Source organism: Methanoregula sp., assembly GCF_028679125.1.
GTDB lineage: Archaea > Halobacteriota > Methanomicrobia > Methanomicrobiales > Methanospirillaceae > Methanoregula.
This window is the reverse complement of sequence record NZ_JAJRCG010000003.1, coordinates 90758-111998: the sequence shown is the minus strand read 5'-3', so window position 1 is coordinate 111998 and position 21241 is coordinate 90758. Positions and strand designations below refer to the sequence as shown.

At 50.6% G+C, this 21241-nt stretch carries 14 protein-coding genes; 10 read left to right on the top strand and 4 right to left on the bottom strand.

Annotated elements, in window-relative coordinates; all coding sequences use genetic code 11:
- The first annotated feature begins 166 nt into the window (after window positions 1-166).
- Complete coding sequence (locus LUQ43_RS03500; protein ID WP_299963845.1) at window positions 167-346, top strand: CxxC-x17-CxxC domain-containing protein; 180 nt, start codon at window positions 167-169, stop codon at window positions 344-346.
- Between the two features lie 520 nt (window positions 347-866).
- Here the strand turns inward: LUQ43_RS03500 and LUQ43_RS03495 are convergent.
- Together LUQ43_RS03495 and LUQ43_RS03490 are read right to left on the bottom strand one after the other, a co-directional pair.
- Entirely contained in the window at window positions 867-2549 is a 1683-nt protein-coding gene (locus LUQ43_RS03495) for a S41 family peptidase (RefSeq protein WP_299963842.1), read from the bottom strand.
- Between the two features lie 446 nt (window positions 2550-2995).
- On the bottom strand, window positions 2996-4576 hold the full coding sequence (locus LUQ43_RS03490) for an L-lactate permease (protein WP_299963840.1): 1581 nt from the start codon (window positions 4574-4576) through the stop codon (window positions 2996-2998).
- Between the two features lie 420 nt (window positions 4577-4996).
- On the opposite strand from LUQ43_RS03490, the gene LUQ43_RS03485 reads away from it, so the two are divergent.
- The 7 genes from LUQ43_RS03485 to LUQ43_RS03455 all read left to right on the top strand — a co-directional run bounded on the left by LUQ43_RS03485 (window position 4997) and on the right by LUQ43_RS03455 (window position 13672).
- The gene (locus tag LUQ43_RS03485; RefSeq protein ID WP_299963837.1) at window positions 4997-6523 is read left to right on the top strand and encodes a sodium:solute symporter family protein; all 1527 of its coding nucleotides are present in this window, start codon (window positions 4997-4999) and stop codon (window positions 6521-6523) included.
- A gap of 95 nt (window positions 6524-6618) precedes the next feature.
- The gene (locus tag LUQ43_RS03480; protein ID WP_299963835.1) at window positions 6619-7332 is read left to right on the top strand and encodes a hypothetical protein; all 714 of its coding nucleotides are present in this window, start codon (window positions 6619-6621) and stop codon (window positions 7330-7332) included.
- 61 nt (window positions 7333-7393) lie between these two features.
- Window positions 7394-8710: an FAD-dependent oxidoreductase gene (locus LUQ43_RS03475; protein WP_299963833.1), complete on the top strand. Its 1317-nt coding sequence runs from the start codon at window positions 7394-7396 to the stop codon at window positions 8708-8710.
- Between the two features lie 66 nt (window positions 8711-8776).
- Complete coding sequence (locus tag LUQ43_RS03470) at window positions 8777-9475, top strand: glycosyltransferase (RefSeq protein ID WP_299963830.1); 699 nt, start codon at window positions 8777-8779, stop codon at window positions 9473-9475.
- 30 nt (window positions 9476-9505) lie between these two features.
- Window positions 9506-9916, top strand: coding sequence for a hotdog fold thioesterase (locus LUQ43_RS03465; protein WP_299963826.1), 411 nt, complete (start codon window positions 9506-9508; stop codon window positions 9914-9916).
- 196 nt (window positions 9917-10112) lie between these two features.
- Window positions 10113-10250, top strand: coding sequence for a hypothetical protein (locus LUQ43_RS03460; protein ID WP_299963824.1), 138 nt, complete (start codon window positions 10113-10115; stop codon window positions 10248-10250).
- Between the two features lie 380 nt (window positions 10251-10630).
- The gene (locus tag LUQ43_RS03455; RefSeq protein WP_299963822.1) at window positions 10631-13672 is read left to right on the top strand and encodes a PAS domain S-box protein; all 3042 of its coding nucleotides are present in this window, start codon (window positions 10631-10633) and stop codon (window positions 13670-13672) included.
- A 1130-nt stretch (window positions 13673-14802) separates the two neighbouring features.
- Here LUQ43_RS03455 and LUQ43_RS03450 read toward each other — a convergent pair.
- Window positions 14803-15162: a tetratricopeptide repeat protein gene (locus LUQ43_RS03450; RefSeq protein ID WP_299963819.1), complete on the bottom strand. Its 360-nt coding sequence runs from the start codon at window positions 15160-15162 to the stop codon at window positions 14803-14805.
- 305 nt (window positions 15163-15467) lie between these two features.
- Here LUQ43_RS03450 and LUQ43_RS03445 point away from each other — a divergent pair, with 305 nt between their 5' ends.
- Both LUQ43_RS03445 and LUQ43_RS03440 read left to right on the top strand, forming a co-directional pair.
- On the top strand, window positions 15468-17741 hold the full coding sequence (locus tag LUQ43_RS03445; RefSeq protein ID WP_299963817.1) for a PAS domain S-box protein: 2274 nt from the start codon (window positions 15468-15470) through the stop codon (window positions 17739-17741).
- A gap of 240 nt (window positions 17742-17981) precedes the next feature.
- A complete protein-coding gene (locus LUQ43_RS03440) occupies window positions 17982-18545 on the top strand; it encodes a DUF2148 domain-containing protein (protein WP_299963815.1) in 564 nt (187 codons plus the stop codon).
- A gap of 20 nt (window positions 18546-18565) precedes the next feature.
- Here LUQ43_RS03440 and LUQ43_RS03435 read toward each other — a convergent pair whose 3' ends face one another.
- Window positions 18566-20203, bottom strand: a complete 1638-nt coding sequence (locus LUQ43_RS03435; RefSeq protein WP_299963813.1) for a hypothetical protein — start codon at window positions 20201-20203, stop codon at window positions 18566-18568.
- Between the last annotated feature and the right edge of the window lie 1038 nt (window positions 20204-21241).

Sequence of the window (21241 nt, the reverse complement as noted above, 5' to 3'; positions counted from 1 at the left end):
ATCACGGTAGCACAAGTCATCCCGGGAACAAGTTATGATCAAAATTTATACGGGATATATTTCCAGCATATATTCAACTATTCCGGTTGGTTCAATGCAGAACCTCTTATACTCGGTAGTCAATTAAGATTACACAGTTTCTAAAAGAACTGTTCGAGAAACCATTATGTTCGGATCATCAAACTTTGGCGGCAACCGCGCTCCCCGTGACCTCGGCCCCCGTGAAATGACAAAAGTAGTCTGTTCAGACTGCGGAAAAGAATGCGAAGTACCGTTCAAGCCAACCGAGGGAAGGCCAGTTTATTGCAGGGACTGCCTGCCCAAACACCGGAAGCCCCGCTTCTGAAGTAACCGTACAAATTATCTTTCACTTTTTTTAATAAGCGCTGTGTTACTATAGCACGGTGAATTCAGCAACTCATATAATTACCCTGTAAAACCGGTCGTAATCCCGACTGGCACGATAACGTAACTTATCGGATAGAACAGAGCGCTGCATTCAAATCGTAAACGCAAATAAAAAAATATGCTCTGTAGAAAACCTTTTTTGAAATAACATTCCTCACTCCCCCTGTTTGTACACCATGCGACCCCCCCTCCCCCATGGTGCCTGGACAATCCCTTCATTCATCCTGTAAAACTGCACGAATCCGGCACGGAAATGGGAGGGCCCTGGGGGGGTCTGGCGGTGTACTTTGATACTTTATCGTCCGTGACCAACAGATCCGGGGGAAAATTCCCGATAGTACTTACATGAATTACATCGGTTTGTTCGCACTGGAAGTACACCGCCCGACCCCCGTCAATATATGCAACGTAAGCCCGGGAGCGTTAGCATTTCGAAATGATTTCTACAGAGCAAAAAATTATCTCTTCTGTCGTACGACAGCCAGGATCCCGACAGCAATAATTACCATTGCGATGCCGGGTGTTGCTTTCTGCGCTGGAGTTGCAGTCGTTGCAGTGACCACCGGGGGTGCCTGCCCGGTTGCCTGCTGTTCATCCAGCCACTCCATTGCGTAGGTCAGCTGGACATCCTCTCCCGCCATGGCCCGAGCTACCGTGCTTTCGTTAAGCGGTACCCGGATCTGCGGGGAGATCCCGCCGGAAAGGGTTGCATTACTGTCCACCTGTATCGCGCGGGTCTCATCAAGTGAAGCACCGTTCGGGAAAAACACGTACATACCCAGCGGCAGGATGCCCTGCACATTATTCATACCGAACGCCCCGTTCGTACCGTACCAGGAGATGATCTTTCCCCGTCCGGAGCGAGTAAATATCATCGGCAATCCTTCGCCGGAACTGATGGTATCCGGGGACACGAGCACCGCGACCGGCCCATGATAGGCGTTCACCTGCGGTTGCGCCCAGGCTTCCGTGAGAATGGTGAACTTCCGGGAACCGCGGTCATAGGTTGTCCCATACTCATAAAAGACCGGCTTGTCAACGAACCAGCCGGCATAACAGGCCGCAAGATTGTCATCCCCGCCATTGTTATACCGGAGATCGATAACAATACCCGGTGAATTGTTCGTGACCGCATCCAGCATTGCAGCCCTGAATGGCTGGTATACCTCATAGGACTCCTTGTAGATCCCGATGTACGAGTATCCCCCGGGCAGCGTCCGGTAGGTAACGGTATCATTGCTGATCTGCGGCAGGAAGTAAGTCAGGATATTGTCAGCGCCAATGTCATTAACCGGTTTCCCAAGATAGATGGTGCTCTTTGACAGGGTATCGTACGCATCATCATATGCCGTAAGATTCAGGGTCCGGGGATGGGGAATACCCCCGTAGGTGATCTTGACCGAGGCTTGTGAACCGACCGGATCGCGGGCCAGGAGCCGGGTCTGCTGGAGAAGGATACCCTCATGCGTCGAGGGCTTCTTCACAGCCCAGATATAGGAAGTAGCATTGATCGCATCATGGATCTCCTTCCCGTTCCACCCGGTGATCTTATCGCCGGGTTTGATCCCTATCTTCTCAGCGGCGCTGCCGTTTGCAACATAGCTCACTATCACATCATCGGAATCAAGCAGGGTCATCGTAATGCCGTACCCTCCGCCAATGTCAGCATACTTTGCACCGAACTCACCTTCAGTCGGCAACACGACCACATGCCCGTCTGGGATCGAGTACAGGTATTGCCGGATGGCACGGTAATAAGCAGCCTTGTCCTGTTTTTTCTCAGCGGCAGCAATCAGCGGTGTATACGTTGCGTTGAGAGAATCGAAGTCAACCGATCGCTGTCGGGTAAATGCATAACGTTCTTTGATATCGTTATGGAATGCAAGAAACGCCCGGGTCCAGGAAATGTTACGGTAATCTGCTGTCGGAGTCTGGTTCGCCGCAACAGGTGCAAAGGCTGCGATCAGTTCCTCGTTATAGGCAGATTCATTATTCTTCTCGAACGGTATGCAGGTGTCCTTCCAGACCATTCCGCAGCCCGGGCAACCTGCGGGATCCGTAGCTGCGGCTGATGGCAGAACACAACCGGCCATGAAGAGAAACAGGATAACAACAAACGCCAGATTGCAGAGGTTTTTCATACGGTAATTTTCCCGGGAACCGGCAGAAGCACTCATGATATAACCATTATTCTCTTTCAGTATGATAAGGGATGACCTGATTACCGGAAATTTACCCGATGATATCCCAGGAGGTACATGGTTCAAAAGCATAGACACCGGAAATGACGCTTATGAGAAGCAAGATATCCGGTCCAGTAGGATCTGAAAAAAATATGGAAACATCGGCCTCATTGTCATCGCAGTTACCTTCTTCTTCGGTATAAATCTCATGTCATTCATATCGTACGCGAGACGGGTAATCCAGCTCATTCTCATCCCGGAGTCTTCATTTTTTGCACCCGGCACAGGTCAAAGATATGTGACCATGCCAGCCAAAGGCAAAATCCTGATCCGAACAATTCTCCCTTTTCTGGTACTGGTTACCTCAGATGATGCCAGTTCTCCGGCAGGGATTAAAAAAAAGATCAGATGAACAGCATGATGCAGAGCATCACGCCAATGAGAAGTGTCAGGATAAGAGCAACCGGGGCTACCTTCCGGATGACCTCCCCTTCAATACCCAGTTTATCGATGACCGCCGCTGCATTGATGATCTTGGCTACAGCCACACCGGATGCTACCCCGCCTGCCACTGCATGAGCCGCATAAACCGAGAGGAAGTCAAGGGAGAGGACATCCGAGGATTTCTTCAGGATACCATAGAACATCACGTTGGATGATGCTTCCGAACCGGAGATAAATGACCCGAAGAGGCCGAGTGTCGGGCTGATCAGGGGAAACGTAATGCCAAAGGCGAGGGCAAGGAAGAGACCGATCACCGCGTTCATGTTAAATGCATCCGCCCCGGGGGCAAACGCGAGCGTCCCGCCAATCACCGACCGGCCGGACCAGTCCATCACGTATGCGATCGCAAAAAAGACCATTGCAGCAAGAGTCGGACTCCAGGCCCGCTTTACCCAGAGCGAGAGGATATCCCGTGCTTCTTTGCGGCTCCGGATAAGGAGCGGTGCGGAGATAATGGTACTGACAACTACCCAGAAGTAGGCCTGGTTCAGGAGTTTTAAATCCACGATCTTGTCGGCCACAACGGGAACTTTCTGGACCGGGCCGAGAAAATTGTAGAGTCCGGATTGGATAACCGGGATGCTGATGAGGACTGCAAAGGTAACCAGCAGGATCCAGGGGAAGGCTGCTTTCCAGAGTGGCATTGTACCCGTCACTGTCGGAATTGGTACAGGGGTCGGGACTGCATCTGCCGGTCTGCCCCGAAGAGCCCGCATGAGAAAGAGGACGGCGATGGTGACAAGCCCGGAAAAGACCCCTACAAGCCCGATTGCAGACGCAGGCAGGATATTGACAAAAAAGATTGCGGAGAACCCGAGGGTGAGTCCTGCAACGAGCGCCATGAAAAACCCTCGCCGGACTCCTTCAAATCCATCGGCAACCCAGAGCATGCCCAGGGCAAGGCCCGTGGAGATGACCGGCAGGAAGAGTGCAATCCTGCACCCGAGAACCTGGGCATCGAAACCGAAGGCCGCTGCCGGGATCGTGATGGGGACAGCAAGGAGCGAGAATGAAGTGAGCGGATCATAGCCAAGACAGGGAAGGGCGACGGCTGCCACGGGAGAGAAACCGAGAGCAAGCATTATGGGGGGCAGCATGGTGACCGGTGTTGCGCCGATTGAAACCAGGAATGACCCGAACCCGACATTCAGGATCATGATCTGCTCGTACCGCTCGGCTGCAATTGATTTGATGTACGCCGTAATCCGGGTGATTGCACCGGTCAGATCCATCATCGTAACCTGGAGGATGGTAAAGAGGACCATCAGCGAGATACCAAAGGAAGAGAGAACCCCGGCCCAGGATGCGGAGAGCGCTATTCCCAGGGAGGTCTGGAAGAAAAGGACCGCAATGATGACCGTCAAAAGCCAGCCAAGTACACCCATCAGCGTTCCCGATTGTTTCAGGAAAACAAGGCCGACAAAGATCACCAGGATCGGAAGGATGGCAAGGAGGAACAGGATAAGGGAATCGATGATCAACACTCCGTCATATGCTCATATCAGTGAATCATGGTCAAACAAAACCATATCGTTTTGATTATGAAATGTGGCCATAAGGGATGGAAAAACCGGGATGCCGGTAACAAAGCCAGATCGTAACCCGGACTTTACCCATCAGAATCAATCATAACGCTTCTTTAAAAAACAGCAGAATATGATTTGGGATTGATCTCATAGTAAATGAGAATATCTCAGTCCGTTAAAAGTCCCGTAAAAAATCCAGTTCACGACGATCAATCAACGGATTAATTTCGAATTTGTTATATGTTAGCATGCTACAAGTTAACAGGGAACCATGTTTGGATTACCGGATATCACCATTATTGCGGTTGGCGGCGTTGTGCTCGTCATCATTGTAGCATTGCTGTACTGGGGACTCACGTTCAAGGGGCATGACTGATGGCTGCTGACTGGATTACCATTGGCGTTGTCGGCCTCTACTTTATCCTGATGCTCGGCATCGGGGCATGGGCCTCACAGAAGATCAAGAACACGGAAGACTACATCCTTGCCGGGCGCCAGCTCGGGTTCTGGGTTTTCATTCTCATGATGATCGGCACAGTCTGCTCGGGCATGTCGCTGCTCGGCGTCTCGGGTCTCGGGTACAAAGCCGGCTGGCCAACCATCTGGGAGCAGATCTTTGTCCCGCTCTCGATTGGCATCTGCATCATCTTCTTCGGGGTCAAACTCCACAATGTCTCAAGGAGCGCCGGTTACATCACCGTGCAGGATTACCTTGCCCACCGGTTTGAAAGCCCGGTTGCGCTGAGGACGCTCTCCGCGGTGGCCGGTATCATCGTCTCGCTGATCTATCTCGTAGGCCAGTATACCGCAATCTCGATGGTGCTCATGTGGCTCTTTGGAATTCCGCTCTGGCTCGCGCTCGTAATCGCCACCCTGGTCACCATGGCCTATACGGCTATTGGCGGTCTCTATGCCGTGGCCTGGGCCTCGCTCGTCCAGTCAATCACGCTCATCATCGGGGTTCTTGTCATGGCCCCCATCATCATCTGGTATGCCGGCGGGTTCACGCATGTCAACGAGTTCATCGCCACCATCAACCCGAATCTCGTCATGCCGTGGAACCCGGTGGGAGCATTCGCACCACCGTACGTTGTCTCGTTCGCGCTCCTGCTCGGTCTCGGGCTTGCCTGTGCCCCGCACGTGATCAATAACGTGCTTGCCATCAAGGATGTCAAGTACTTCAAGTGGTCGCCGCTGATCGCCTTCCTTATCTACGGTGTGGTAATTTTCCTCCTGAAATTCGCCGGGTTTGCCGGTCTCGTCATGGTCAAGGAAGGGGTATTCACTCTTCCGGCAGTTTCGAATGCACAGGACTTCGTGATCCTGTACGGTATCCAGTATGCCATGCCGGTTATGGCGATCTGGGCCATCTTTGCAGTCATCGTGCTCGCAGCAGTCATGTCCACTACCGACCGGCTCATGCTCACGATTGGTGCAATGTTCTCGTGGGATATCTATAAGAAAGTCTTAAAACCGGATGCAGATGACAAGAGCGTCCTCCTCCTCTCCAAGATCGTTGTCGTTGTCGCGGCCCTGGGCACGATGATCATCGCGATCAATCCACCGGAGATGCTCGCCATCCTGATCTGGATGGGTATCGGTACGATGCTTGCCACATTTTCCGTCCCGCTCCTTGCCGGGTTATACTGGCGTGGCGCAACCCGGGAAGGTGCCCTTGCCAGCATGACGCTCGGACTCTTTGCAGCCCTGCTCTTCGGTTTCCTCAACTACTTCAAGGTCAAGGCGCTCGGCATTGACTTTGCCGCAATACCGCTCCACTTCTCGGCCTACGCATTCTTCATCTCGCTCCTTGCGATGATCGTTGTCAGTTCCCTGACAAAGAAGACTGCAACAAAAGTACTCGACGAGACGCAGACCGGCTGGTACATCTCAAAACAATAATCCACAGATAATACGCATTTGTGACACAAAAACAGAAGAAACCTTTTTTCATCATCCCGGGAAAGCAGATTAGCAGCATAGTATGGTGATTGCTCTTGCGAATCTGTGCTTCCTGCGGTGTACCCGCAAAACCTGACGATCAGTTCTGTGGCCAGTGCGGCACCCGGCTCGAACCGGAAACCGACGGGACTGCTGCTGCTTCTAACACCACCGTAATTCCGACAGTATCGGATCCAGGAGATTCCGGCAAACGCTCTCACCGCGCCCTGATACTCGGAGCCGCAGTAATTGTCATCGTTCTTATCATTCTCGCAGCGGGGTACCCGTTCCTCAATAGTTCCCCGTCATCCGGAAAGGCAGCCGCAACAAACCAGACCTCAACGATACCGAACGGATCCTATGTGATTGTCATCGATGAAGAACCGCTGACCACCGCGACAACGCCACCCTCCAACACAACGATCCTGCCAACAACGTCCCTCCCGATAACTACAACCAAACCTCAGGCAACCAAGGCCCTCATCTGTGCTTCCGATCAACGGCTATGCAATGGTACGTGTGTTGACCCAAGGACGAACAGCGGCCACTGCGGTATATGTGACAATGCCTGCGCGAAAGGACAATCCTGCGTCAATGGAAACTGCCAGAAAACCTGTGCATACGGGCAGACCGCATGCGTGGAGGGTTGTTTTAACCTCTCCTCCGATGCCGATCACTGCGGCACCTGCGACAACAACTGCCCGGCAGGCCTGCTCTGCGCGGATAGCAAATGTGTACCGCCAGAGACTCCCCTGCTGGTCTCATTCTGATAATGAGCCGGGAAATCTCTCACCCTCACGCATATAACTCCTGCCGGCAAATTCCTATGCAGTGACAACAGTAATTCTTGGCGGCGGACTTTCCGGCCTGACTCTTGCCCGGCTCCTGCACGAGCGCGGCGAAAAAGTCCTGGTTCTTGAAGCAGAACCGGCAATCGGCGGGCTTTGCCGATCGAAAACAACGGCAGGATTCACGTTCGATACCGGTGGATCCCATATCATCTTCTCGCGGGATACTGAAGTCCTCATGTTCATGCGCCGGATGATCGAAGGCAACGAACAGCGGAACAACCGGAATACCAAAATTTTCTTCAAAGGCCGGCAGGTCAAATACCCGTTCGAGAATGGCCTGTACGAGTTACCCCCGGAGGACCGGTTTGCCTGTATCAATGGCTTTGTGCAGAACCTTATCGCAGTTGAGAAAGGCACCATACCTGCACCCGTGAATTTCCGGGACTGGATCTATTACACATTCGGCCCGGGCATAGCCGAATGCTACATGGTGCCTTACAATGAGAAGATCTGGAAATATCCCACGGAGAAGATGTCGCTCCACTGGGTGGACGGACGGATCCCCCGGCCCCCGGTCGAAGACATCATCAAGTCCGCTATCGGGATCGAAACGGAGGGGTATACTCACCAGGCAGTCTTCTCATACCCGCTGGATGGCGGGATTGAGGCACTCGTCAAAGCCATCGCCAGCCCGGTCACCGAGTCCATCCGCATCGGGTTCCGTGTTACATCCGTAAAAAAGACCGGTAAAAAATGGCTCATAAGCAACAGCACCGAGACCATTGAGGCGGACCGGGTGATCTGCACGATCCCGGTCCAGCACCTGTTACCCTGCCTAAAGAACGTTCCCCCCGACGTAAGCGAGGCCTGTCATGCGCTCGTGTACAACTCACTTGCCTGCGTCAACATCGGCATCAAAGGATCTCTCCCGCCGGTCTCCTGGATGTACATCCCGGACAGAGACCTCGGCAAGACCAACCGGCTCTCGTTTCCGTCCAACTTCAGCCGACATGCAGCGCCGGAAGGATGCAGCGCCATCCTTGCTGAGATCACCCATCAGCCGGGCGATGAGATTGCCGCACGTTCCGATGGTGAACTGATCCATGAAGTGACGGGCATGCTTGATGCCATGCACATCTGCACCTCGGACAACATTGTTTTCTCGTCCGTTGAGCGCCAGCCGTTCGCGTACGTTGTCTACGACCTCGCCTACCAGAAGAACATCGCCATCATAAAGGACTACTGCGCCAAAATCGGTCTCCCGCTCGTTGGCCGGTTCGCCCAGTTCGAGTACCTGAACATGGACGGCGTCATCCGCTCGGTCTTTGACTTTATGGCACACGACAAAACAGCCTGAATGTACTTCTGCATCACGCTTATTATCCGCCAGACCCAAAAATGAACAAGGAGTCCTGAAAACCTGATGATATCTGTCGTTATCCCGACATTCAATGAAGAGGAGAATATTGCGCAGTGCCTGGTCTCGCTCTCCCACCAGAACATCCCGCGAAGCGAGTACGAGATCATCGTGGTGGATGGCGGGTCGAAAGATGCGACCTGCGAGATCGCGAAAAAATATGCCGACAAGGTCTTCACCCAGACCAGCAAAAAAGTCGGCGGTGCGCGGAACGATGGGGTCAATGCAGCAAAAGGAGAGATCATTGCCACAACGGACGCGGACTGTATCATCCCGCCCGGCTGGGTCAAACGGATTGGCGAAGATTTCCGGAACCCGGCCATTGTCCAGCTCTACGGTCCCGTGTACCCTATCGAAGAGGGTTTGAACAACCGCTTCTCGCTCATGCTTGCCAACACATTCTCGCGGATCGGCTACTACAGCCGGACATTCTATTACACGCTGGGCTGCAACACCGCATTCCGGAAAGATGCGTTCATACAGGCAGGCATGTACCGTTGCATCGATGCCGGGGACGATCTTGAAATCGCAATGCGGATGAAAGATCTCGGTAAAGTAAAGTTCGACGGGAAGCTCAGTGTCGGATTCTCGATGCGGCGCTATAAGCAGTTTGGCACCATGCAGTCCCTGTACGAGTGGGTGGCCATTGTTTCCGATGGCGGCGAGAGCGGGAAATACACCTACACGCAGAAGAAATACAAATGATCGCCAGGATCACGTCAGGTCTGGATTAATATGACCTCAATGCCCCATCCCCGCCCGGAAGACCTGAATACACGTGAATGTATTCAAGTATTCAATGAGAACGAGTTTGCCCGACTGCTCGGCATGGTGATCACCGAGGCCCGCGACGGGTATGCCCGTGTCACGATGAACTGTACGGGTAAACTGAACCCATCCGGCGCAGCACACGGCGGGGCAATCTTCGCGCTCGCAGACCAGGCCTTCGGGATTGCCTCGAACTGTGGCGGCATACACCGGACCGCCATCTCGATCAGCATCCATTATCTCGCTCCGGCAACGGGCGATCTTGTTGCCATTGCCGAGCGGGTGAAAGACAATGGTACTACTGACACGTTCCGGGTGATAATTTATGCCGGAGACCGCACCGTTGCGGAGTTCACTGGCGTGGCATTCCGGGTATGATCTTTTTCTTTTGTAACAATTATTTTAAAAATATCCCATGACGAATGGAACAGGCAATCGTTTTTCCGGAAGTCTGTGGGAATCACAGGTCATTTTTTCGTTTATTTGAAGTTTCAGATTATTACAGCGATACAGGAATATTTTAAGAGGGAAAAAAGATAAATAGAATCATTCAAAGACGTAGCGAGGTGATTGTATGCCGACAAGTAAGAAACAGATGACGAAACTGAACCAGGCAAAGAAGGTCAAGGCAGAAGAGCTCTCGAAGCAGGCAGCGTCGGGTAGCGAAAGCGCAAAGAAGAAGCTCAAGAAACTTGAGAAAAAACTCAAGTGAGCCAACGGGACGTTGTCTTGCTCATTTTTTTATCCGAAACGTTTTCTTAAATAAAATCTCCGCGCTTTTTAAAAATCTAAAAAATTTTCAAATTTTTTTTGTTATCAGCCGGAAAAATTCCGGATTTTTCATGAAGTCCCTGGAATTTATCTAAAAAATCTTTGGCGTGAAAAAATTTCACATGAAATCAACTCATTTCAGACAGGTACGATCAGACCACGTGCATCGACACGGGAGTTTCCAAAAAGCAGGACACATCCCGTCCAACGGGTTATCATTCATTATACACACAGAGCAGTAGGGTATTTCGTGCAGTTGCCCGGATCGAAAATAACAAAGGTTTCAAGAACATATAAAATACAGCATCAGGCCATTGTCCCATGTATCATATTCTGTATGTTGACGATGAACCCACCCTGCTCGACATCGGCAAACTTTTCCTTGAACAGAGCGGGGAGTTCATCGTTGATACCATCTCCTCTGCAACGGCGGCACGCGTACTGCTGGATACAAAAGAGTACGATGCCGTTATTTCCGATTACCAGATGCCGGAAATGGATGGCATCGCCTTCTTAAAAACGATACGGACTTCCAAAAATACTATCCCGTTCATCCTTTTCACCGGGCGGGGGCGTGAGGAGATCGTTATCCAGGCCCTGAATGAGGGCGCAGATTTCTACATCCAGAAAGGCGGGGAGCCCAAAAGCCTGTTTGCCGAGCTCTCAAATAAGATCCGCTACGCCGTCATGCGCAGGCGCGCAGAAAATTCACTGAAACAGAACGAGGCACAACTCAGGCAGATCATTGATCTGGTCCCCCACATGATCTTTGCAAAAGATGCAAATGGGAATTTCCTGCTCGCGAACCAGGCTATGGCAAATATGTACAGGACAACAGCTGCCGAGCTCATTGGAAAATCACAGGCACACTTCCACAAGGATGCTGACGAACTCCGGTACATGCTCGAAGACGATCGCGAAGTCATAACCACAGGAAAAATCAAATATATCCCGGAGGATTTCCGTATCAGTACCTCCGGAAACCGCCGTATCTTCCAGACAACCAAGGTCCCTTTTATCACCATTGGCTACAATCAGCAGGCCGTGCTGGGGGTTTCCATCGATATTACAGAACAGAAAAGAACAGAGCTGGCATTGCGCGAGAGCGAGGAGCGGTATCGCTGCATCGTCGAGACCACGGACGAAGGCATCTTCCAGCTGGATGAGAAGTTCACGATACTTTATGTCAACCGGAGAATGGCAGAGATGCACGGCTGCACTCCGGAAGAGATGACCGGACAACCCATTGCGTCATTCATGGCAGCAGAGGATATCCCGGCAAATTCCTCACGGATAACCGCGTGCCGGAACGGGAAAAGCACCCGGTACGAGCGCCGTTACATGACAAAAGATGGTGAGATCCGATGGATGCAGGTATCGGCAACTCCCTTTGTGGACCCGGACGGCACATTCCGGGGATCATTTGCAATGTGTTCGGATATATCGGATCGCAAAGACGCAGAAGAGGAGATTGCACGCCGCAGCGAGGAACTTCACGCTGCATACGAGCAGCTGGCCGCCAGCGAGAAAGAGATCCGGCAGAATTATGATAACCTGACAAAAAGCCAGGAACTGCTTGCAGAAAGCGAGAAGAAGTACCGGAACGTGGTCGAGGACCAGACTGAATTTATCACCCGGTTCCGACCGGATGGCACGCTTGTATTTGTCAATGAGGCATACTGCCGGTATTTCAGCCTGGATCGTGAAACAACTCTCGGTAAACGGTTCCGGCCAAAGATCCCTGCTGATGATAAGGATCGGGTCAAACAATTCTTTGCCTCATTACATCCGGCCCACCCGGTCGACAGTATAGAACACCGGATCATAATGCCTGACGGGACAATCCGGTGGCAGTGGTGGAGTGATCGTGCTATCTTTGATGCATCCGGGACGGTAACCGAATACCAATCCGTTGGCCGCGATGTTACTGAAGAAAAAGCAATGCAGGCCGCGTTGCAGGAAAGTGAAACCCGGTTCCGTCAGCAGTACCAGAATAATCCCCTTGCTATTTTCACGTGGCAACAACGGGACAACGATTTCATCCTCGTTGACTGTAACAGGAAAGCAGAACTCATTTCCGGTGGACGATCGAGTGATTACCTGCAAAAGACCGCATCTGAGATCTATGCAGACCAGCCCGGATTCATTGACGAGATCGCGCAATGCATTTCAGAAAAGAACGTTGTCACTATGGATCTGGAATCAGAGCATTTCATGCCGGGAAAGTATGTCCATATCAACGCGGCTTTCGTTCCACCGGATCTTATTATGGTCCATATGGAGGATATCACCGAGCGTAAGTCAACGGAAGTGGCACTCCGGGAAAGCCAGCGAATGCTTGCAGAAGCAATGGACCTGGCGAATCTTACGAGCTGGGAATGCGATATCCGCACAGGCATTCTGACGTTCGATGACCGTTTCTCAATGCTGTATGGTACGGATGTTAATGGTAAAGGCATCCGTCAGATGACCGCAGAAGCCTATATCCGGGATCTGGTTCATCCGGATGATCGCCATATCCTTGCTGAGGAAGATGAAAAAACCCGGACGTCACCGGACGCGGATTACGTATCACGGAGGGAATACCGGATTATCCGCGGGGATGGAAAGATCCGGTATATCGAGATGTGTGTCGGGATCACCAAAGATGCTGATGGCCGGACTATCAAGACTCATGGCGTAAACCATGATATCACCGAACGCAAAGTGGCAGAAGAAGCACTTCATCGTGCGAACCGCCAGCTGGGTCTGCTTTCCGGCATCACGCGACACGATGTCCTGAACAAAGTTACCTCAATTTACGGGTACCTTGAACTTGCAAAGATGCGAGCACAGGATCCAGAACTTATAGTGTACCTGGAAAAAATCAGAACTGCAATCACGGAGATCCAGTCACAAATCGAATTTAACCGGATCTATCATGATCTTGGCGCCAAAGAACCGCAGTGGATCAAACTGGATACGGTCATTTCCCGCATAAACGTACCAGCAACGATGACCCTTGATGCTGACGTACAAGACATCTGGGTATTTGCCGATCCCATGCTGGAAACGATCTTTTCCAATCTTCTGGACAACTCCCTCCGTCACGGAAGACAGGCAACCCACATTGCAGTTTCAGCGCATTCCTCTGGCGGAGATCTGGTTATTCTCTGGGAGGACAATGGCGTTGGCGTTCCTGAAGAGGAAAAAGAACGGATCTTCGACCAGGGATTCGGGAAAAATTCCGGTCTGGGGTTGTTCCTCATCCGGGAAATTCTTTCCCTGACTGGTATCACCCTCAGGGAAAACGGGATCGCAGGTAAAGGAGCACGGTTTGAGATGGTCGTACCAAAGCGGCAGTACCGTTCTGACAATTCCTAAAAATGGTAAGTACCAGCATCCTTCCTGTCAGGATCTCAGTCAGCCATTATCTTTCGAGAACGTTTTTATCATGATTCTTCGGTTCAAAAAGGGGTTGACGGCATAAAAGGAAATGCGCGTTTGAATGTACAATTAAAAAAATCAGAACTGAGCACAATAGGGGTTATTTTGTCCTGACCTGAAACGGGTCAACAATTTTCATACCCGGAACGATCCCAGTACTTTTCTCATAATTTTTTTGTGAATCGAGGCAATGTACACTACCAGCCAAAAACCTGAACGAATAGTTACTCAAGTATCAGCATCGCAATCGATCTTCCGCAAAAATTTTCAATCACACCCTCAGCCCCTTTTTAAAATTTTTCAGGCAGGGTCCGTTTGATCGGCAAACCCTCTCACGCCGGCAAATCAAAAAATTTTGTAGCATGTACATGCATTTTGTAGCATAATTGCCCGATTGTAGCCTCATCAACTAACACATCATGATCGCGATTGAAATTTTTTCAGCAGAGTCTGGCTCAAAAAAAATGCTCTAGAATACCTTAATCAAGACTAATTGACGGAATACCGTACGTCCCTGAAATACACTCTGTGAATAGAGGATAGTCAGCAACCCTGATATTCTTGTGCAGGAACGAGATGATAGTCAGTAGGTACCGGATCGCACGGTTTCCGGAAGATGTTTGAATATCCGGCTGGCTTTTTTACCCTATAGTGATCATATCCGGTGCCCACTGCCGGTTTAGATCTTAGCTTTTCTTTAGTTCGGGCTAAAATTTAGTAAAGTACTGGATCCAGGAAAATACCGAATAACTTACAGAATGCAACACGAACCAGAATATAGTTCGGGGGTGGGAAACCCCCGTTGTTGTCGAATTGTGCGGTACCGGTCTTCCGCATTCGGATGAGAGATTTCATGACATCACATTATGTCCCGGCATACCTCTGATTTATAACACCTCACCCATAGTGAGGGTATATTATCGTAAAACCGGAGGGAAAATAATTCTTTGCCACCCAATGATGCATGGCATTTGTGAACGTCAATAGTTTTTTCCTTCTTTCATTCCCCGAAAAACCGGCGCACACGTGAGCCTTGCGTGTAAAAAAAAGAGATTTCCGTTATGAGATTACTGGTGTCCCATGGCGAAATGGATTGCCTTATGGATGCAGGTCGCACCTTCATTTTCCTGCCCCATCTTCTTGAGGAGAATACCTTTATTGAACCAGCATTCAGCATCTTCCGGATCGCAGCTCAGCGCACTGTCATAACATTCGATTGCATCGTTATACTTGCCCATCGCATCAAGGGCATTTGCTTTGCTCTGCCATGCACGCGTCTGGGTATACTTTGACGAGCCTTTCAGTGCCCGATCATAGTATTCAAGCGCCTTTACAACCTGCCCCATGATCAACAGTTCATCGCCGTACTTAATCCAGGGATCCGTCTGGGATTCTATCTCAAACCTGCCTTCATGAACTCCACGCATGTCATTTTCCCCCCTCCACGGTCCTTGAGATCCGTCTCTCATACCGTGGATAAAATATAGTAAAATAAATGAGATTATATTTTTTTGCAATAAATGGTTGCATACCTGAAATGCTTTCATGGCTGCAATTATAAAGTGCACAACATAGATGATGAGCAAATCTTTATAATTTGATGACGGGAAAAAGATTATACTTTAATAATACGTGTGCATTATCAACCGGTCATAAAATAAATGGTAAAAACGTGCAAAATCGTTCGGGCTCTCTACTCCCGTAGCCCATACGTGGAATCCCTGGTCCTCATATGCTTGAAGAAGAAAAGATCTCCCGAATCAGAGCTATCCTGAAAACACATACCCGCGGGATGACAATCTCCGATATTGCATCGCAGCTGAAGATGAACAGGAATTCTCTTGCAAAATATCTGGAAATTCTCCTGATCTCCGGACAGGTTGAAAGCCGGACCTATGGCACGGCCCGGGTATTTTTCCTGTCGCACCGGATACCTATTTCAGCCATGCTGGACATGTCATCCGATCTCTCCATCACCCTGAATGAAAATAATGAAGTAATTTTTTTTAATGACAATTTTCTCCAGTTCTTCGAGTTAAAACGAGAGGACGTGACGGGCAGACATATCATCACTATTCCGTGCAATGCCATCCGCAACGTAAATCTCCACGAGATATTTTCCGATCTCATTGCTGATGACGGGAAGATAAAAGAAGTACGGGTAGAAAAGGAAACGGGAGAATGGTATTTCAAGATCAAAAGTATCGGAACTGTTTTTGATGATGGACGTAAGGGCGTAACCATCATCATGGAGGATATTACCCGGGAAAAGAAATATCAGCTCGAACTGGTAGCAAATGAAGCCCGGTACCGGGGAATCGTGGAAGACCAGACCGAGTTCATCAACCGGGTCAGACCTGATGGGACAATCACCTTTGTGAATGAATCTTTTGCCCGGTTTCTCGGAACTACTGCGGAGGCTCTCACCGGTACCTCAGCCCTGCCCTTTATTTTCGGGGATGATCAGGCAAAAGTGGACCGGCTGATCTCCCTTCTCAAAACCGGAATCCCGGTGGCAACCAGTGAAGTCCGTATTGTTGATTATGCCGGTCGGACAAGATGGTGTCTCTGGACTATTCGTGCATTACATGATGGGACCGGCGCGGTTTATGAATACCAGAACGTTGGTACGGATATAACAGAGCGCAAGGAAGCAACGGAAAAACTCACCCTGTACCTCTCCCAGATGGAGTTTTTCTCCAAAAAACTCGAAGAATTCTCCGAACTGCCATGGGATGCAGACATCTATGCTGCAATCGGCACCGGGTTAACGGATCTCCTGCCCCATGCAATTGTTGATGTGAATGACTATGACCCGGTTACAAAAACACTGAGAAAACGGGCTGTTTTCGGAACCCATGCCGAGACGTTTGTAACCAGGTGCCGGGAGAATAATTTTCCCTGGGATGATGCCCCGGCATACGACAGTTTGACACAGCTTCTTGCATCCGGAAAACTCTACCACCTTCCGGGAAGACTTCATTATGCATCCTTTAAACAGATTTCTCCAGAAACCGCAAGAGAAATTGAAACAGAACTGAACCTGGGGGATTTCTATTCGATTGGTCTCACGTGGAGGGGAAATCTCCTGGGAAATATCCTGTTCATTCTTCCGGAAGGAGAGACAATAGATACTATCCCTCTCATCGAACTTTATGCCCGGGCAGCGTCAATTACCCTCCAGCGGCATGTCGTGGATACTGCACTCCGGGAGAGTGAGCGTAAGAGAGTTGACGATATTATCAAGAACAGTGAAAATTATCTCCTGAAAATATTCAACTCCACCCAGTCAGGGATAGCCATCATCGATCCCGGGACGCATACCATTTTTGACATCAATTCAACCGCACTGGAGATGATCGGATGTGAAAAAAATGCCGTCATCGGTGCGCCGTGCAACCTGGTGTTCTGCCCTTCCGAGAAAGGAGCCTGTCCAATCACCGATAAGAATCTGGATATCACCCGCACTGAATGCACCATACGCACACCGAAGGGCGAGAGAAAACCCGTACTCAAGACCGTAGTTCTTGTTTCCATCAACAGCAGGACATACCTTCTTGAAAGTTTCCTTGATATCACCAAACAAAAAAATGCCGAAGACTCCCTGCGTGCCGACGGGGAGAGGTTCCGGAATCTTGCCGAGATGCTTCCCCAGAATGTCTGGGAATGCGATGCTTCCGGAAAATTTACCTTTGTGAATAACTGCGGAATGGAAATGTATGGTATGTCAAAGGAGGATTTCCGGCAGGACCTGTATATATGGCAGACGATCCACCAGAAAGACCGGGACAGGGTGCTGAAGAATTATAAGAAAGCTCAGATTCAGGAACCATCAGACTTTCCTGTATCCCATGAATTCACGGCAGTGCGAAAAGACGGGAGTACGTTCGATACCGTGGTCTACCATGTCCCGATTGTTCATGAAGGAAAAGTTGCCGGTATGCGTGGGATTGGCATTGACCTTTCTGCGAATAGAAAAATATCAGGAATGCCGCAAAAAACATAAGGCCCGTGTTTTTCCTGCTTCAGTTCACTCTTCACTAGCATTGAGGGCATAAAACCCGGGGGTGATTTCGCAGGAAACAATGGTGCGGATCACAGGAATAATTGCACCAACGGGAGTATCCGGTACAACACCGGCATGACAGCACGACATCTGGATCACGCAATATACAACCAATACTGATTTCTCGCAGGGAATTTTCCACCGACAACTTTTATTCACACCTTCCACCCATATTGCCTTATGACCCCGGAACAGAATGCGGTAAAAACCGTGGCAGAACTCATGGCCCTTGCTGCCAGGACAGCCCCCAAAGGCAAGGGGGAAGACACGCTGGAGATTCGCGTGCTTACGAAAAAAGAAACAGATACGCTCGCAACCCGGCTGGAGAACCTGGGTGGAGAACGGAACATCGGGTTCTTCATCCGTGATGCCAGGAACCTGGCAGCATCCGATGCCTGTGTCCTTATCGGCTCGCGGGGAAATACCATCGCCGGCATCAACTGCGGTGGATGCGGATATCCCACGTGCGCAGAATTCGAAAAAGCACGGAAGGGCAAAAAGAAATCCGATACGCCCTATGACGGCCCGAACTGCGTGATCCGGATGGCCGATCTCGGGATTGCGGTTGGTTCCGCAGTCAAGACCGCCCAGATCCACAATGTGGATAACCGGGTTATGTACTCCGCAGGAGTTGCTGCACGTGACCTGAAGTTCCTGCCAGAGGAATGTACCGTTGTGTACGCTATCCCGCTCTCGGCAACAGGTAAAAATATCTTCTTCGACCGGCCATCCAGCCACGGATAACCTTTTTTTTACCGCGCGGGTTACAGGAAGAGGAGCGGATTGAGTTCCTTCGATGGATCCGAATGATTCCGGATCCTTTGGATGATCGCCAGTTCGGCATTCAGGCCAAGATCCCGGCTGAACCGCGCTGCCTGTTCGAGCTTGTCTGCGGTATCTGCGTACTTGTCCGGGAACTTCCCGGCCTCATTGTGATAGAGCAGAGCTTCCGAGATGAACATCCGGACAATTCCCCAGCGGGAATTGATCTGGCAGTAAATCTCAAAAGCATTATCATATTTTGTCTCCAGGTCGGCAGGAAGGGGAGTGCCTGCTTTCTGGTAGGCAATACGCGCCAGTTCGCATTCCCCGATAAGCGTATGGGCATATCCCCGTATATTGCGGATTCGCTGGAATGCAATCTTTGCCTCGTCATATTTCCGGGCAGATTCTTCAAGGAACTGTGCCCGCTCTGACCCTTCCGCACAAAATGCCCGGGCACGCAGGAGTTCTGCCTGATCGGGGAGAAGCCATGACAGACCACGGAACATCTCCCCGCTTCGGTAAATCTTCTCAGCAGCAGCATAACCGGCAGCTGATTCCGGCAACCTGCCTTGGATCCGTTCGGCAGATGCGGTCAGCCGTTGGATGTCGCCATGCAGTTCCTGGACATCCATGTCCGTTCCCTCCGGATCCGCTTCGCGACAGAAATTTGCGGCCTGGGTAAACCGGCTAATGATCGAGGATGTGGAATCCGCGCTGCTGATAAGATCTACTTCACCAATCCCGAACAGGTTCTTGGCTTTAGAGAACGGGCTTGCGCCACGATCGTGGTACTGGTCAAGAAACGCCTGTCTGGCCCCGGCTAATTCATTGAGGTAAAGGAGGAGCGTGCCGCGGGAAATACGGGCACTGTCGAGAATCCCGGCAATGTTCACACCATCAGTTTGTGCACGTTCCACTCCGAGATCAAAGGTATCGAGCGCCTCCTGGTGCAGATCAAGGGTATAAAAGAACCCGGCATACCACAAAAAGAAGCGAATCGTACTCTCTTCCTGGGGTGCCGCAGCCACGAACCGGAGGAAGTCCCGGGCCAGCTGGCTGTCGATATCACTGGCCGGCACACGGTTTTCATAAATATCCGAGTAGATTCCCTCAAGATAATTATCAATGGCAGTACTGTTACCAAGGTGTGTCTTGAATGACGCATATTCTGCCGAGACCTGGTTGCCACGTTCCGTGCGCTCGCCGAATGCCGCAATAAAACGCGGGTGGGGCAGAGTTGTCGCACCGTCCCTGCTCTGCCGGGACAGTTCATGGAGAAGGATCGTGAGATCGAGCAGGCCGGCATCCGGGCCATCGCGACACTTGGTCATGATATAATAATTGAAGAGCCACTGGCGCCGGATAAAATAATACGGGTTAATCCGCTCATTGCCCGTGCGTGCTGCAATGCCACGGGATATGAGGGACTCCAGCCGTTTCCTGAGCGCAGACTCAGAGATGTCACGGGAACCTTTTTCTTTCGCACCGGAACCCTCTCTCGGGGTATTGACCGCAGCAAGGATCTGCCGGAGCCGAAGCGGCCCGTTGTACAGAACCGTCAGGGTCTCCCTGCCGGCAGCAGTGAGATCGGGCACATCATTGACCATCCGTGTGAAGGTTATCCGGTCAGGGTACATGGATAGTAAATGATATTATTCGCCGGTATTAATGCGTGATCAGTTGTGCGTGACAATAAAACAACAAGGGATCCGGGGGACGCGGGAACGGAAAATTTTTTTCCTTTTTCCCACGTTCCGTGATATTAATACTAGAATCATGAATCTCCCCTTCAGGCCGGGAATAAACCAAAATCCGTTACTTTTGGTACGGTTCTTCGTAGTTTCAGATGATTGGGATCGGATACGGATTGCTGACTATCCACTCATCACAGGAAAATTTCAGATACGCAAAGGGTTCCTTCAAGTTGTCTGGATTAAGGTATTCCAGAGCCTTTTTTCAGCCAGACTCTGCTGAAAAAAAATTGCTCTGTAGAAAACCTTTTTTGAAATAACATTCCTCATTCCCCTGTTTGTACACCATGCGACCCCCCCTCCCCCATGGTGCCTGGACAATCCCTTCATTCATCCTGTAAACCTGCACGAATCCGGCACGGAAAAGGGAGGGGCCTGGGGGGGTCTGGCGGTGTACTATGATACTTTGTCGTCCGTGACCAACAGATCCGGGGGAAAATTCCCGATAGTACTTACCTGAATTATATCGGTTTGTTCGCACGGGAAGTACACCGCCCGACCCCCGCCAATATATGCAACGGTAGCCCGGGAGCGTTATCATTTCGAAATGATTTCTACAGAGCAAAAAAAACCAATCGCGATCATGATGTGTTAGTTGATGAGGCTACAATTGGGTAATTATGCTACAAAATGCATGTACATGCTACAAAATTTTTGATTTGCCGGCGTGAGAGGGTTTGCCGATCAACCAGACCCTGCCTGAAAAATTTTGAGCAGGGGGTGAGGGGGTGGTTGAATTTTTTTTGCCGGAGATCGATTGCGATGCTGATACTGGTGAAACTATTCGTTCAGGTTTTTGACAGGAAGTGTACATTGCCTCGATTCACGAAGAAATTTTGAGATAAGTACTGAACCCGATATGCAGATCTCATGCACCATTACCGGGTTGCAGGGATATATTCCCTGTTTTGGCATCCGGACCGT